The organism is Acinetobacter sp. S40, assembly GCF_016624705.1.
Classification (GTDB): Bacteria; Pseudomonadota; Gammaproteobacteria; order Pseudomonadales; family Moraxellaceae; genus Acinetobacter.
Genome location: NZ_JACVTU010000003.1, coordinates 131969 through 146701, shown reverse-complemented (window position 1 = coordinate 146701; position 14733 = coordinate 131969). Strand labels below are relative to the sequence as shown.

General features: G+C 39.8%; 12 protein-coding genes. 7 read left to right on the top strand and 5 right to left on the bottom strand.

From position 1 onward, the window contains the following. Positions 1-12: 12 nt before the first annotated feature. The 4 genes from IAE19_RS05735 to msrB form a co-directional block, all read right to left on the bottom strand. Complete coding sequence (locus tag IAE19_RS05735; protein WP_200459983.1) at positions 13-627, bottom strand: LysE family translocator; 615 nt, start codon at positions 625-627, stop codon at positions 13-15. A gap of 72 nt (positions 628-699) precedes the next feature. Next, the gene (locus IAE19_RS05730) at positions 700-1524 is read right to left on the bottom strand and encodes an AraC family transcriptional regulator (RefSeq protein WP_200459982.1); all 825 of its coding nucleotides are present in this window, start codon (positions 1522-1524) and stop codon (positions 700-702) included. Positions 1525-1544: 20 nt separating this feature from the next. Further along, positions 1545-2030 (bottom strand): glutathione peroxidase, encoded by a 486-nt coding sequence (locus IAE19_RS05725; protein WP_200459981.1) that lies wholly within the window; start codon positions 2028-2030, stop codon positions 1545-1547. Next, positions 2027-2446, bottom strand: coding sequence for a peptide-methionine (R)-S-oxide reductase MsrB (gene msrB, locus IAE19_RS05720; protein ID WP_200459980.1), 420 nt, complete (start codon positions 2444-2446; stop codon positions 2027-2029). Before msrB ends, IAE19_RS05725 begins: the two co-directional genes overlap by 4 nt. A 229-nt stretch (positions 2447-2675) precedes the next feature. Here msrB and IAE19_RS05715 point away from each other — a divergent pair, with 229 nt between their 5' ends. The 7 genes from IAE19_RS05715 to IAE19_RS05685 all read left to right on the top strand — a co-directional run bounded on the left by IAE19_RS05715 (position 2676) and on the right by IAE19_RS05685 (position 13905). Continuing rightward, positions 2676-4106, top strand: coding sequence for a pyridoxal phosphate-dependent aminotransferase (locus IAE19_RS05715; protein ID WP_200459979.1), 1431 nt, complete (start codon positions 2676-2678; stop codon positions 4104-4106). Between the two features lie 117 nt (positions 4107-4223). Continuing rightward, positions 4224-5291 (top strand): type II asparaginase, encoded by a 1068-nt coding sequence (locus tag IAE19_RS05710; RefSeq protein WP_200459978.1) that lies wholly within the window; start codon positions 4224-4226, stop codon positions 5289-5291. Positions 5292-5478: 187 nt separating this feature from the next. Then, entirely contained in the window at positions 5479-9042 is a 3564-nt protein-coding gene (gene dnaE / locus IAE19_RS05705; protein WP_200459977.1) for a DNA polymerase III subunit alpha, read from the top strand. A gap of 21 nt (positions 9043-9063) precedes the next feature. Continuing rightward, complete coding sequence (locus IAE19_RS05700) at positions 9064-9924, top strand: RNA methyltransferase (RefSeq protein ID WP_200459976.1); 861 nt, start codon at positions 9064-9066, stop codon at positions 9922-9924. Continuing rightward, positions 9917-10732 carry a serine O-acetyltransferase gene (cysE, locus tag IAE19_RS05695; RefSeq protein ID WP_200459975.1) on the top strand — a complete coding sequence of 272 codons (816 nt, stop codon included), beginning with the start codon at positions 9917-9919 and terminating at the stop codon, positions 10730-10732. Before IAE19_RS05700 ends, cysE begins: the two co-directional genes overlap by 8 nt. Positions 10733-10843: 111 nt before the next feature. Further along, entirely contained in the window at positions 10844-11773 is a 930-nt protein-coding gene (locus IAE19_RS05690; RefSeq protein WP_200459974.1) for an ABUW_2363 family tetratricopeptide repeat lipoprotein, read from the top strand. Between the two features lie 122 nt (positions 11774-11895). Then, on the top strand, positions 11896-13905 hold the full coding sequence (locus IAE19_RS05685; RefSeq protein WP_200459973.1) for an esterase/lipase family protein: 2010 nt from the start codon (positions 11896-11898) through the stop codon (positions 13903-13905). Positions 13906-13954: 49 nt separating this feature from the next. On the opposite strand, the gene IAE19_RS05680 is transcribed toward IAE19_RS05685, so the two are convergent. Next, entirely contained in the window at positions 13955-14692 is a 738-nt protein-coding gene (locus tag IAE19_RS05680) for a TenA family transcriptional regulator (protein ID WP_200459972.1), read from the bottom strand. Positions 14693-14733: the final 41 nt, after the last annotated feature.

Below are 14733 nucleotides of genomic sequence, written 5' to 3'. Positions count from 1 at the left end.
AAATATATAAATTCAAATAATTACCATCATAAACACTGCAAATATCACAAAACATATGCCTGAAACATAATAGATCCATTTTGAATGACTACTTAAAAAAGTTTGCCATTGATCAAACGAAAGTAATCTTACCAAAAATAAATTCCAAAACAGAACCACCATAACCATCCAGACAGAAACAATAATTTTTTGATAAACATTAAATTTTTCTGCAACAAGCAAAGTCAGACTGCTATAAAAAAGAATATTTTTTGGATTGAGTAAACTAGATTGCAGTCCAAGTAAAATCTGCTTTAAACCTAGAAAGTGTGATAGCGAGGGTTGAACTTGAATTATTTCAATTTTAGAATTTGCATAACGAAAACATAAAAAAGAAAGATAGAGCAAATAACCCACCCCACTCCATTTTAAATATGTCAAAGTCAAAACATCCATTTTTCCAATCAAATACCAACTTGAAAAAACTACTAATAAAATAATGGCATTGCCCAGCGCAATCCCCAAACACACCTGTTTTGCTGCTATTTTATTTCGCGCAAGTAAAGTCGTTAAAATCAAAAAGAAATCTGGTCCAGGTGAAAGTAAAGCAATAAAATGAGTGATAGCAATTGCAAAAAAAAGTTCCATAAACCGCTATTTGATAAAATAAAAACAGCAGATTAAGGAAACATGGCATTTTGTTCTTGTATAAAATTGCGTTTAGAACCCGTTTTGGTACTGCCTAGGAGTAACGCCTGTTAAACTCTTAAAGACTCGATGAAAATGACTTTGATCAGTAAAACCCAAATCATAAGCAATATCTACGACAGCTTTCCCTTTTTTCAGTAATTCACGTGCCTGATTAATTCTTAGGTTGAGTTGGAATGCATGAGGGGTCAGACCAAAATTGCGTTTAAATAAACGAATAATCGCGTAACGACTAATCCCACTCTGATTCGATAATTGCTCAAGTGAAAGAAAACTTTCATGCTGAAAAAGAATATCTACCAGATCCCGTAAATGCTGTTGCAGATATGATTTTTCATCTAAAGGCTCTAATTGCAATGATGGAAAAATAACCAGATTTAATATTTCAACCAGATATTGCTCTTTTTCTAATATCGTTCGCTGTGTATCAAACAACATGTTATTCAACTGACAAAAATATTGGTAAATCTCAGGATCTTTAATAATTTCTGGTCTTAATTCAGGTATTGGGCTAGAAATACGATCTGCAATCGATTCTTCAAATAATTGAGTTAACCAATCCAGACTTAAATGCATCATTTGATAACTCCACGCTTGATCGGGCAATGGATTACACGAATGCTCAATATAAGCAGGAATACTGACAATTGAACCTGACTCAATATTTACAGCAGTATGTAAATAACTACTAAAACGGCTCTGTCCCTGATCCACCGCCCCAATTGAAAAAGTCGCATGGCTATGTGCTTTATAGCAAATGCGACTTTGACATGCCTTACGTGTTTCTACATAAGGCATCCGCGGATCACTCCAAAATGCTACATCTGGACTATCCATAAGTATTTTCAATGTGAATATTATTTACCCAACGCTTTCTCAATATCATCCTCTATACTTTCTGGCTTTGTGGTCGGTGCATAACGATTCAATACTTTACCGTCTTTGCTGACAAGGAATTTCGTAAAATTCCATTTAATGCTTTCGCTGCCTAAAATTCCTTTGGCTTCACGCGTCAAATAACGAAAAATCGCGTGTGCTTCAGGCCCTTTGACATCAACTTTAGCAAACATAGGAAAATTAACTCCATAGTTCCGCTGGCAAAAAGCCCCGATTTCATCATTTGATCCAGGATCCTGTCCCCCAAATTGATTACAAGGAAAGCCTAATACTTCGAACCCTTGATCCTTATATTTTTCGTATATTTTTTCTAATCCAGCAAACTGTGGAGTGAAACCACATTTACTGGCAGTATTGACAATCAAAAGCACTTTTCCCTCATAGTCGGCAAGTTGCTTGATATCACCCTCTAATAATTCAGCTTCAAACTGATAAAGGCTCGTCATGGATAAGTTTCCTCATCATTTTTTTCGTTAGTTTTTAATTGTAATGAAGCCGAATTTACGCAATAGCGTAGTCCTGTCGGCTGCGGTCCATCTTCAAAGACATGCCCCAAATGAGCATCGCAATTATGACAGATAATTTCCGTACGTGTCATACCATGTGTTGAGTCTTCCAGTTCATCAATCACTCCCGAAGTCACTGGTCTATAAAAGCTAGGCCAGCCACTACCGCTGTCATATTTAGTGTCTGATGTAAAAAGCTCAGTACCACAACAACGACAAACATAAGTTCCTTGCTGCTTGGTGTTCCAGTATTGTCCAGTAAAAGCAGGTTCAGTGCCTTTTTGTCGTGTAATTCGGTACTCTTCTGGTGATAACTCTCTTTGCCATTCTCGTTCTGTTTTATTGAGTTTTCCCATGATTCTTTCCCTGTCTATTTTGCTGTTTAAAATAGGATAATCCTATATTTACGTTATTCATTTAAAAATTTCTAGTGTTTACTGAACAATTTACAAAACACTTATAATTCAATCAAAAGCAAAAAGTAAGCAAAAATAAATATCAAGGTAAGCATTTTTATTTTAAAGATGCTTTTGTGTGAGCAAAAATAATGTTAGGCTTATGTCTATTCTTGCTCAGGATTAAAAAATGTCGCAGAAAAAAAGCGTTATTTTTAAAAACCTACTACCTGTGATTAAACAATATCAACAGGCAGGATTTACGCATGAAAAAATTGTTGTCTTACTTAAGGATCAACACGACCTTGATCTGGTAACAACTGAAACTTTTAAAAGCTATTTATATCGTTATGCAAAAGTGACCCCCACTCCTTTCGAGAGCCCTAAAATGAACACAACACATCAAACGCCACGAGAAATTAAAAAATCTTCTAAGCTCGAGCATGTTTGCTATGACATTCGTGGACCTGTGTTACGAGCGGCCAATGAAATGGAAGAACAGGGCCACAAAATTATTAAACTGAATATTGGAAACCCCGCCCCGTTCGGTTTTGAAGCCCCACAAGAAATTATTAATGACGTCGCGCTAAATTTACCCAATGCCATTGGTTATACTGACTCAAAAGGTATCTTTCCTGCCCGTAAAGCAATTTGCCAGTATTATCAGCAAAAAGGGATTCGTGATATGCATGTCAATGATGTGTATGTCGGAAATGGCGTATCTGAACTGATTGTCATGGCAATGCAAGGGTTGCTGGACGATGGCGACGAAATGCTAGTACCAATGCCTGACTACCCTTTATGGACAGCAGCGGTAAACTTGTCTGGTGGCACAGCAATTCACTATAAATGTGATGAAGAAAATAGCTGGTATCCTGATATTGCCGATATGGAAAGTAAGATTACGCCCAATACACGCGGTATTGTGGTAATTAATCCAAACAATCCAACAGGTTCTGTGTATCCACGTCATGTTTTAGAACAAATTGTAACTTTAGCAAAAAAGTATGACCTAATTTTATTTGCAGATGAAATCTACGACAAAATCATTTATGACGGTATTGAACATGTTGCGTTAGCTGCTTTAGCCGGTGATCAACTTTGTATTTCTTTTAATGGGCTGTCTAAATCATATCGTATTGCGGGTTATCGTTCAGGTTGGATGGCTATTACAGGCGATAAATCCCGTGCCAAAGATTATATTGAAGGTCTGGATATGTTGGCTTCTATGCGTTTATGTGCCAATCATCAAGCACAATATGCGATTCAAACAGCATTAGGGGGCTATCAATCAATTAATGATTTAATTCGCCCCAATGGCCGTTTATATGAACAACGTAATATTGCATGGGAAATGTTGAATGAAATTCCGGGAGTAAGCTGTGTCAAGCCTGAAGGTGCGATGTACTGTTTTCCTAAACTTGATCCCACTATTTATCAGGTTGAAGATGATGAACAACTTATGCTGGACTTTTTACGTGCAGAGAAAGTACTTTTGGTGCAAGGAACTGGTTTTAACTGGCCCACTCCGGATCATTTCCGATTGGTTTTCTTACCTGCGGAGAATGAATTACGTGAAGCCATTACCCGTTTAGGTCGTTTCTTAGCCACAAAACGTTAATTATGACTACATAATAATTTGCCAATGACTTAGTTGTAAAAAAAACCTTAAATTAAAGCAATGTCTGGCACAGACATTGCTTTTTTAATGGAATTTTAACAACTAGGAAAACGGTTAATGATAAGTAAAACTTTTAAATCATGTGCGCTTGCGGTTACCTTACTTGCTGCTTCTGTATCTTTATATGCAAAGAATAACGTGGTGGTGGTTGCAACAGGTGGAACAATCGCTGGTGCAGGAGCAAGCTCAACCAACAGCGCAACCTATACAGCTGCCAAAGTTCCAGTTGATGCGTTAATCAATGCCGTTCCACAAGTCAAAGACTTAGCCAATGTCAGTGGCGTTCAAGCCCTGCAAATTGCTTCAGAAAGTATTACGGATAAAGAGTTGCTTTCTCTTGCTCGTCAGGTCAATGAGTTAGTCAAAAAGCCATCGGTGAATGGTATCGTTATTACGCATGGCACAGACACCTTAGAAGAAACAGCATTCTTTTTAAATCTGGTGATTCATACGGACAAACCTATTGTAGTGGTCGGTTCAATGCGTCCATCAACTGCACTTTCAGCCGATGGCCCATTGAATTTATATAGTGCAGTCGCCCTTGCTGCTTCAGATGAAGCTAAAAATAAAGGCGTGATGGTGCTAATGAATGACTCAATCTTTGCTGCACGAGATGTCACCAAAACTATTAACATTCATACCAATGCATTTGCTAGCCAATGGGGCGCTTTAGGAACGCTAGTGGAAGGTAAACCGTATTGGTTTAGAAATTCGGTTAAACGTTTTAATAACACCTCTGAATTTAATATCGAAAATATCAAAGGTGATCAATTGCCATTGGTGCAGATCGTTTACGGTTCAGATTCTATGCTACCTGATGCATATTTAGCTTATGCCAAGGCGGGCGCTAAAGCGATTATTCATGCAGGGACAGGCAATGGTTCGATGGCAAATTATATTGTACCTGTTGTAAGACAATTGCATGATGAACAAGGTATTCAAATTATTCGCTCATCACGAGTCCCTCAAGGCTTTGTACTCCGCAATGCAGAACAACCTGATGATCAATATGGCTGGATTGTTGCACACGATCTAAATCCACAAAAAGCACGTCTTCTGGCAGCACTTGCTTTAACAAAAACCAATGATGCTAAAGAGATCCAACGGATGTTCTGGCAATATTAATCTGCTCTTCATGCTTCAAATCTTTATGTAGCAACCCAATGTTCATCATTGGGTTCTATTGGGCATTGTCTTTTTTATAAAAAAAAATTATGGTTTTATTGGAAAAATAATAGACAACGGCTCAAGGCAGAGCATGTTAAACTACTGATACCTTATAATCATCGACGGACTTGGTCAGGATCGTTTTATGCAGTTTGTTCATCTTGGTATTCATACAGAGTTCTCGATTACCGAATCGATTGTGCGGATACCTGATCTCATCAAAGCTGCGGTAAGCGAAAGTATGCCTGCTTTAGCGTTGACGGATCTTTCCAATTTACATGCTGCCGTCAAATTTTATGAGAGTTGCCTGTCTAAAGGAATTAAACCTATTTTAGGCAGTCAAATACGCCTAAATGATGCTGAACATCGGGTAACCTTACTTGCCATGACCAATAATGGCTGGCGAAGTCTGACTGAAATTGTCTCGCGTGGTTTTATTGAAGGGCAACAACTTAGTATTCCTTGCGTACAAAAAGAATGGGTTTTAGAACAACATCAAGACATTATTGTATTATTGGGACAGCAGAGTGATGTAGGTAGAATGCTGTGTTCTTCCAATCCTCAAAAAGCTGAACCACTCCTACAAGCGTGGCAGGAAAAATTTGGCAATCGCGTGTATCTTGCATTAACCCGTACTGATCGTGCTGGCGAAGAAGATTATGTTCAGGAAGCGGTCAAACTCGCAGCCAAATATAATGTTGGGGTCGTAGCGCATAATGATGTGCACTTTGTCGAACGTGATGACTTTGAAGCCCATGAAGCACGCGTATGTATCGCAGATGGTTACGTTCTGGCAGATGATCGTCGACCGCGCCACTATAGCCCAGAACAATATTTTAAAACTGCTGAAGAAATGTCTGAATTATTCTCAGATATTCCGAGTGCATTAAAAAATACCTATTACATTGCTCAACGTTGTAATGTGAGTTTACAACTTGGCACTTACTTCTTGCCTGACTACCCCATTCCAGAAGGCTTTACCATTGATACCTATTTTGAACATTTGTCCAAAGAAGGTTTGGAAGAGCGTCTGGAGTTGCTTTATCCCGTTGAGGAACGTGATGAAGATTGGCCAGAGATTCGTAAGCCCTACGATGATCGTATCAAATATGAAGTTGATATTATTTTGAAAATGGGTTTCCCAGGCTACTTCCTCATCGTCATGGACTTTATTCAATGGGCCAAGAATAACGGCGTACCTGTCGGCCCTGGACGAGGGTCTGGTGCAGGTTCACTTGTTGCTTATAGCTTAAAAATTACCGATCTTGATCCATTACGCTACGATTTGCTGTTTGAACGTTTTTTAAACCCCGAACGGGTTTCAATGCCTGACTTTGACGTCGACTTTTGTATTGCTGGGCGTGACCGCGTCATCGATTATGTATCACGAACTTATGGTCGTGAAGCTGTATCTCAGATTGCAACGTTTGGTACGATGGCAGCTAAAGGTGCAATCCGAGATGTGGCACGAGTATTAGGAAAATCATATGGTTTGGCCGATCGTATCTCTAAAATGGTACCGACTAAACCGCTTGGGGTTGATCTCGCGACTGCCATCGAGATGGAACCTCAACTTAAAGATATTGTCACGAATCCATCTAACCCTGATAATGATGATGCCAGTGAAATCTGGGAAATGGCACTCAAATTAGAAGGGATTACCCGCAACACTGGTAAACATGCGGGTGGTGTGGTGATTGCCCCGGGTAAAATTACTGATTATTCCGCGGTTCTGTGTGATGCAGATGGAACCAACCGTGTGGCGCAATACGATAAAGATGACGTTGAAGCTGCAGGTCTGGTCAAGTTTGACTTTTTGGGTCTACGAAATCTAACCGTGATTGAAGATGCGATCCAGAACATTAATAAACGCGCTGATGTCAAAGAGCCTTTAGTAATTACCCATGTTCCACTCGATGATGTAGATGCCTATAAAGTCTTCGCAGATGCAAATACTACAGCGGTATTCCAGTTTGAATCCGTGGGTATGAAACGCATGCTGAAAGAAGCGCGTCCAAGCAAGTTTGAAGAAATTATCGCATTTGTATCCTTGTATCGTCCCGGCCCAATGGATCTTATTCCTGACTTTATCCATCGTATGCATGGCGGCGAGTTTGAATATCTTCATCCATTACTTGAAAGTGTACTGGAACCTACCTATGGCATTATGGTGTATCAGGAACAGGTCATGCAGGCTGCACAGTTCTGTGCAGGTTATACGCTTGGGGGTGCAGACTTACTACGTCGTGCCATGGGGAAAAAGAAACCCGAGGAAATGGTAAAACAGCGTCAGATCTTTATCACGGGTGCTGCTGAAAAAGAGATTGATGAAGCTACAGCTAACCATATCTTTGACTATATGGAAAAGTTTGCAGGTTACGGTTTTAACAAATCACACGCCGCGGCCTATGCTCTGGTCGCCTACCATACAGCATGGCTTAAAGCACATTACCCTGCTGAATTTATGGCAGCGGTGATGTCATCGGAAATGCAAAATACAGACAATGTGGTCTTTTTGATTGATGATTGTCGTAGTAATGGCTTAGAAGTTTTACCGCCCTCGGTGAATATGTCCATTTATCGTTTCCATGCGAGTGATGAAAAAACCGTGGTTTATGGGTTAGGGGCGATTAAAGGCGTAGGTGAACAGGCTATGCAATCCGTGATTGACTCACGTGAAAAAGATGGATCTTATACCGACCTATTCGATTTTTGTCATCGTATTGACCTCAAAAAAATCAATAAACGTACACTTGAAGCCTTAATCCGTGCGGGTGCGCTAGATTGTCTGGGTATTGAACGCTCTAGCTTAATGGCACAACTGCCAGAAGCAGTACAGGCGGCAGAACAGGCACGTAGTAACCGTGAAACTGGGATTATGGATTTATTTGGTGAGGTTGAAGAGGTTCAACGCAAGCCAGCCAAACCCGTAAAACCATGGTCAGATGAAGTTCGTCTAAAAGGCGAAAAAGATACACTGGGATTATATTTAACGGGTCATCCTATCGATGTATATCGTTCGGAATTAAAGGCTTTTATTCCTGCTAAAATTAGTGAGTTAAGTCCGACACGCCGTGGACAAACTACTGTATTTGCCGGATTAGTGGTTGATGTTGCGAATTTCCCGAATCGAATGATGATTACACTGGATGATGGAACGGCACGGATCGAAGTCAGTTGTAATCATGAGCGATTTCAACGCTTTAAAGAGATTGTTCAAGTTGAAAAAGTAGTGGTCATTGAAGGCGATATTTATGAACGTGAAGGCTTTGACCGTCCAATGGCACGTTTAAGTAAAGCCTTCAGTTTAAACGAAATTCGACAAAAACGAGCCAATCATATTCGGATTCAACCTTCTAAAGATTTAACCACGACTGCTTTAGCTCATGATTTACAACGCATAATCTTACCATTTTGTAATATCGATATGTGCCAGCACATTCCTGTTCAGATTGTCATTGAACAAGACTATGCGACAGCAGAATTATATCTGGGACAAAACTGGAAAGTCGCACCACAGGATGAGCTACTATCCAAGCTACGTGACTATTTTGGTAAAGAATCCATTCATATTGAGTATCAGGTGAAATCCAAAGCAGCAAAAGCAGCCGAACCAGCACGCATTGCTCCATTAGCTTCACCGCCTGCGGATATGTCTATGGATGAAGCCATGGATTTATATCAAGCCGAAGCCTCTCAATATTCTTAAAATTTTAGATCTGGATTATTTATGAATATATCTGACAATGCGTCAGTTTCACAATCTCTGTCGCATGTAAGAATTGTCATGGTCAATACCACTTTGCCTGCCAACATTGGAAGTGCATTGAGGGCAATGAAAACAATGGGATTAAGTAAACTGGTTCTAGTTAAACCCAAAACTTATCCTCACCCAGATATTGATGCACTGGCCGCAGGTGCACAGGATTTGGTTGAACAAATTGAAATCGTAGAAACACTGGAACAGGCCATTCAGGACTGTCACATTGTATTTGGAACCAGTGCACGTAGTCGCACCATTCCGTGGCCATTACTTGATGTACGTCCAGCCGCCGAACTTTCCATGCAAGCAGTATTAAAAGAGCAACAAGAAGTTGCGATTGTATTTGGTCGTGAAGACCGTGGTTTAACCAATGAAGAACTGGCATTGGCAAATTATCATCTGACCATTCCTGTCAATACAGATTATGGCGTACTGAATGTTGCGCAAGCTATTCAAGTCGTGTGTTATGAAATGCGTATGGCAACCCTGCAACAACTGGCCCAAAAAACTAATCAGGCATCGGAAAATCATGCTGAACAAATGCCTGTCACACAAAATACAACAATGGATTGGGATGAACCATTAGTTACTCACAAACAAATGGAAGAGTTCTATCCACATTTAGAAAAAATGTTGGTCGATATTGAATTTTTAGATCCTAATAATCCACGTTTATTGCCTTTGCGCTTGCGTCGCTTATTTGGACGTATACAATTAGATCGTATGGAATATCATTTACTTCGTGGCATATTTAGTCGTGTCCAAGCCTTAAGTCAGGGCACATGGAAAAAAACATCAATGGATAAAGAGGATCAATCCAATGCTTAAGCAGCTCAAAGAAGATATTCAGGCTGTATTTGCGCGTGATCCAGCAGCTCGCAATACTTTAGAAGTCATTACCAACTATCCCGGTATTCATGCTCTGATCATGCATCGGGTCGCTCATAAACTTTGGGAAAAAGACTGTAAAAGTACCGCACGGTTGTTATCCACCTTTAGTCGTTTTGCAACAGGTATTGAGATTCATCCAGGTGCTAAAATCGGTAAACGTTTCTTTATCGATCATGGTATGGGCGTGGTTATCGGTGAAACTGCTGAAATTGGTGATGATGTAACCCTTTATCATGGCGTGACTTTAGGGGGCACGACATGGAACAAGGGCAAACGCCATCCTACACTTGAAGATGGTGTCATTGTAGGTGCTGGAGCCAAAATTTTAGGGCCATTTACTGTAGGTAAAGGTGCCAAAGTTGGTTCCAATGCGGTCGTCACCAAAGAAGTTCCCGCGGGTGTAACAGCCGTTGGCAACCCTGCCCGTTTTATCTACAAGGATAAAGATAAAGTAGAAAATGAGCAGGAACAACGTCGCCGTAATTATGCCGAAAGCATTGGTTTTCAGCCTTATGCCACCACAAATGATCAAACTGATCCTATGCTTGAAGGGATGCGTGTACTACTTGATCGTATTCAAAACAATGAAGCGCGCATGAATACTTTGTGCCAACGGCTATCCCTTCTGGATCCGACTTTTAAAAAACAGAATCAGGATGAACAGCCATTTAGTGAAGAAGAACTCAAAATTATTGAAGAAGTTCGACGCGAATGCGAAGCACAAAGTAATTCGTCTAAAGCGTGAACAATTGGTTTAATACTGTAACACGTCTCTCATTGCATGTTTGTCTGGCTTTTTTTAGACTGGCTCGACAAACATCTTTTTAACTTTAAACAACAAAGAATGGACGTTTCTATGATGCTTAAGCCTTTGGCATATACACTACTCGCAGCTTCAGTTTTAACCGCGTGTAGTCCAGTTGCTGTCAAGAAAAATAATGCGCCTGAACCTTTTGTTTTTACAGAACCTGACGTTTCCCCTCCATTTTACGCACTTAATCCATTTAATTATGACGCTCCGCCGCCATTTGAGCTTGAGCTAAAAGCGGCAGCTGCGCAGCCTGTGACTAAAATGGCGGTGACTGATCCAAGTGATCCATCAAAAACGATTACACTCGATGTCAATAAACTCATTATCCCCACCATCAATAGCAATACACGAGCAATGAAATACGCAGTGCTTGCAGGTGAAAATGAACTTGATGTCACTGATATCGATGATTTTTTACAACTGGTTGAAGGTAAGGCCCGTCATTATCCACCACGCTTTACAGATCGTCAGGAACGCAAAGGCTACGAAAGTAAGTTAAAAGAAGTTTCACAGCATTTAGATACATTAGCAACTAATCCTAATGCCTCATTTGATGTCTTGATTCGTGCATTTAAGGCAAGTGTAATGGGACGCAATCTGGACTTAGGTTCTGCCTATACCACAAAATCATTAACTTATGCTCAACGTTTGCTTAAAATTAACTCGGATGATCCTGAAGCAAACTTCTGGTTTGGTTTCGGTCTATCTGAAGGTGGCGGTCAAAGTGAAGCAATCCCCTATTTAAATAAAGCCATGCAAGGTGGTGTACAGGAAGCCTATTTAGCTTCAGTAAATAACTACATTGCGATGGAACAAAAGAAAAATGCGATTCAAACCCTAAAAAACTACAAACTCAAATATCCAGATGAGGCGGAAGTTGCTGATCGCCTGCTCACTGAAATTGAAAAACAAGGGCGTTGGAATGTTTGGCAAGTTTTAAATAATCCAGCGATTGCAGCTAAACCTGCTTCGTAAGCTTATCGTATGAAAAAGGCTGTTGTTACAGCCTTTTTTTATAATTTTTTTTAAGCGAATTGAAAATTACTTCAGATCACGTATGATCGGGCTAATTTCAAATCAATTTTTACCTCCTGCCCATGATCAATTGCAGAAAAAAAAATACCTTTTTAATTCTGGTCGCAACCTTTTCTGTTACTTTACTGAGTGGTTGCCAAGTCGTAAGTGTTAAACAACAAGCACTTAACGTGACTATTTCCAATGAGCGTAATAGCATCCTGATGCAGGATAAATTGAGTGAAGCCAGCCTCAATGTTCTCTCAATGTCAGGGCGTGAAGCTAAAGTCTGTATGGACAACCCTACGTCTTGCGTGAATGAATTAAAGATGATTCCAGAAATTGTAGATGAACAATTTCTCTCAACCGCAAGTGAGCTTTATTTGGCAAAAGCCATGCAACTGGATAAATCCTCTGCATGTACAGTCAGTACCTTAACCAAACATCGCTCAGAAGAACATCAACAACAAGTCCAAAAATCTTATGATGAATGTCAGATTCAACAACTCGAAATGCTGGATAAAAGTATCCGTTATAGTTACGCGTACTTGTTTAAAACCAAACGTAAACCTGTAGATCGTATTTTTGATAACCGCCAAGTTCAGATTCGTGACTTTTATAATCAGGCGATTGCAAAACTAGTCACTCTCAGTTCGCAGCGTTCAACGACAAAAAAAGCCACTGACAGTATAAAGATTGGAACGAGTACTTATAGTATTAATCTGGATAACTATCCATTATTAAAAAATAAAGAACTAGAACGTTTTATCTCTAGCTATAACCTCAATTTTTCAGGTTTACGCACCATTAACCGTCGCGATGGTTTTGGTTCAGAATTTGTCGCTGTCTTCCCTGAATCCACATCTAATCAAAAAATAAATAACAAATACATTCTAGACCCTCTCAATTTCTCTTATCAAAGCGGTGTGAACCCCAATATTCATAAAGCACGCTATTTATCTGCCACCATTGTTGCGCGGCCATCAAAAGCAGATACTGTAGATGAAATTATTAACTCACCCAATTTTATGGTGCAGGTTTATGATCCCTATCGTATCGAAAACGTAGATGTGGCAGGCAAAAGCTACCCGTTAGCTGCCAATTTCTCCGCACCGTATGGTTTATGGCTGGCAGAAAATAATCTAGGTGTTGCTGCTTATTTAACATTGATTGATCGTGAAGAACGATTGACCATGCCACATCTATATATGCTCGAACCCTACAATCCAAATAAAAAAGTAATTGTATTGGTGCATGGACTGGCCAGTAGTCCTGAAGCATGGATCGCACTGACCAATGATATTATGGGAGATAGCGTATTACGCGAACATTATCAGGTTTGGCAAGTATTTTACTCAACCAACATGCCCATTCTTGAGAGCCGTTTTCAGATTTACGCTTTGCTGAAACAAGCATTTGGAACCCTTAACCCTCATGATTCTGCTGATAAAGATGCCGTTCTAATCGGGCATAGTATGGGTGGAATTATTAGTCGATTATTGGTCAGCAATGATGATATTTCAACACAAGCATTATCCATGATGAGTTCATATCAGCAGGCCAGATTGAGAAAACATCCTATTGTGTCAGAGCGTTTGAAAATTCAACCGATCACCAATTTTGATCGAGCTATTTTCATGTCTTCGCCTCATCGTGGGACCGATTTTGCAGATCTATGGTTTACCCGTGCTGCACGCAAAATTATTAAGCTACCCGGTGCATTTTTAGGGGCTGTCACAGACACTATTACCAATCAGGATATTGATGCTAAAGATTTATTAACTCAGATCGACAAAGGACTTATTCAAAACGGACCAAGTGATCTAAGTCATAAATCTAAATTTATGACCTTAACAGAAAATATCAATCCACCAAAAGGGTTTGTCTTCCATTCAATTATTGGAAATAAAACCAATAGTGATGATCCGAATGTCATCACAGATGGAATTGTTCCTTATAAAAGCGCACATCTTGATGGAGCAACATCTGAAAAAATTATTAAAGGTGGACATTCTATTCAGGAAACCCCAGAAGCGGTTCTTGAACTAAGGCGCATTCTTCGTCAACATTTAATTGATCACAATATCAAATAACTAAAAAAGCTCCGTTATAAACAAACGGAGCTTTTTTTAAATAATACATTTAAGCGTATTGTTTATAACAATAATCTAAAGCCAGTTCATAATACTCAAGTCCTGCTAAGGCAGCCTTAAAGGCACTTTTTTGTAGCTCTGGCTGATGATCACACAATCTTTTGATAAGCTCCATGGCTTCATAAGGATGCATATCATCATAATGTGCATGCGCACGTAACCAAGCCAACGATCTTTTATTTATGTTCACCTCAGCATGATCAATATAAGCATTAATCCCTTTATAAACCTGAATTGACCAATCTCCTGTGGCCCATTCAATCGCCAGATTCGTTGCGGCCAGACATTCTGCCAATGAGCCTCGGTAATTCGTATTCCATAAAAAATGATTCACCGCATTCATCGCTACAGGCGGCTGTACACGATCCAATTCATCAATAGTTAACCCAAAACCAACGGCCCAATCCCGATACCAATTCAAATGCCGCTCTTCTATTTTAATGTTTTGAATCAGCCAGTCCCTGCTTTCAGTGACACCGGGTTGGGTAAAATCAGTTGCCTTTGATAAAGCTAGAGCCATATAGGAAGGAAAATGTGCAACTAAAGGATAAAAATTAAGTAGTGATTGACGAAAACACTCCAAGCTAAGCTGACCATTTGCCATCTCAATAAATAAAGGATGCTTGCTTACACGTTCTTTCACGGGAATAAGATGATCCCAGAACTGTTGAGCCCAAGTCGAATGCGGCGTGATCTCAAGTGTTAATCCCTGCGTAAGAGCTCCCATCGTTGTCTTCCCTTTATCTGATCAACCGTAAGTAATCCACT

What these genes read in the sequence shown, in the direction of transcription:
- IAE19_RS05725 (WP_200459981.1), bottom strand. Translation starts at nt 2,030, where the DNA reads ATGACGAGCCTTTATCAGTTTGAAGCTGAATTATTAGAGGGTGATATC.
- IAE19_RS05690 (WP_200459974.1), top strand. Translation starts at nt 10,844, where the DNA reads ATGATGCTTAAGCCTTTGGCATATACACTACTCGCAGCTTCAGTTTTA.
- IAE19_RS05715 (WP_200459979.1), top strand. Translation starts at nt 2,676, where the DNA reads ATGTCGCAGAAAAAAAGCGTTATTTTTAAAAACCTACTACCTGTGATT.
- IAE19_RS05680 (WP_200459972.1), bottom strand. Translation starts at nt 14,692, where the DNA reads ATGGGAGCTCTTACGCAGGGATTAACACTTGAGATCACGCCGCATTCG.
- IAE19_RS05710 (WP_200459978.1), top strand. Translation starts at nt 4,224, where the DNA reads ATGATAAGTAAAACTTTTAAATCATGTGCGCTTGCGGTTACCTTACTT.
- IAE19_RS05685 (WP_200459973.1), top strand. Translation starts at nt 11,896, where the DNA reads ATGATCAATTGCAGAAAAAAAAATACCTTTTTAATTCTGGTCGCAACC.
- cysE (WP_200459975.1), top strand. Translation starts at nt 9,917, where the DNA reads ATGCTTAAGCAGCTCAAAGAAGATATTCAGGCTGTATTTGCGCGTGAT.
- IAE19_RS05730 (WP_200459982.1), bottom strand. Translation starts at nt 1,524, where the DNA reads ATGGATAGTCCAGATGTAGCATTTTGGAGTGATCCGCGGATGCCTTAT.
- IAE19_RS05700 (WP_200459976.1), top strand. Translation starts at nt 9,064, where the DNA reads ATGAATATATCTGACAATGCGTCAGTTTCACAATCTCTGTCGCATGTA.
- msrB (WP_200459980.1), bottom strand. Translation starts at nt 2,446, where the DNA reads ATGGGAAAACTCAATAAAACAGAACGAGAATGGCAAAGAGAGTTATCA.
- dnaE (WP_200459977.1), top strand. Translation starts at nt 5,479, where the DNA reads ATGCAGTTTGTTCATCTTGGTATTCATACAGAGTTCTCGATTACCGAA.
- IAE19_RS05735 (WP_200459983.1), bottom strand. Translation starts at nt 627, where the DNA reads ATGGAACTTTTTTTTGCAATTGCTATCACTCATTTTATTGCTTTACTT.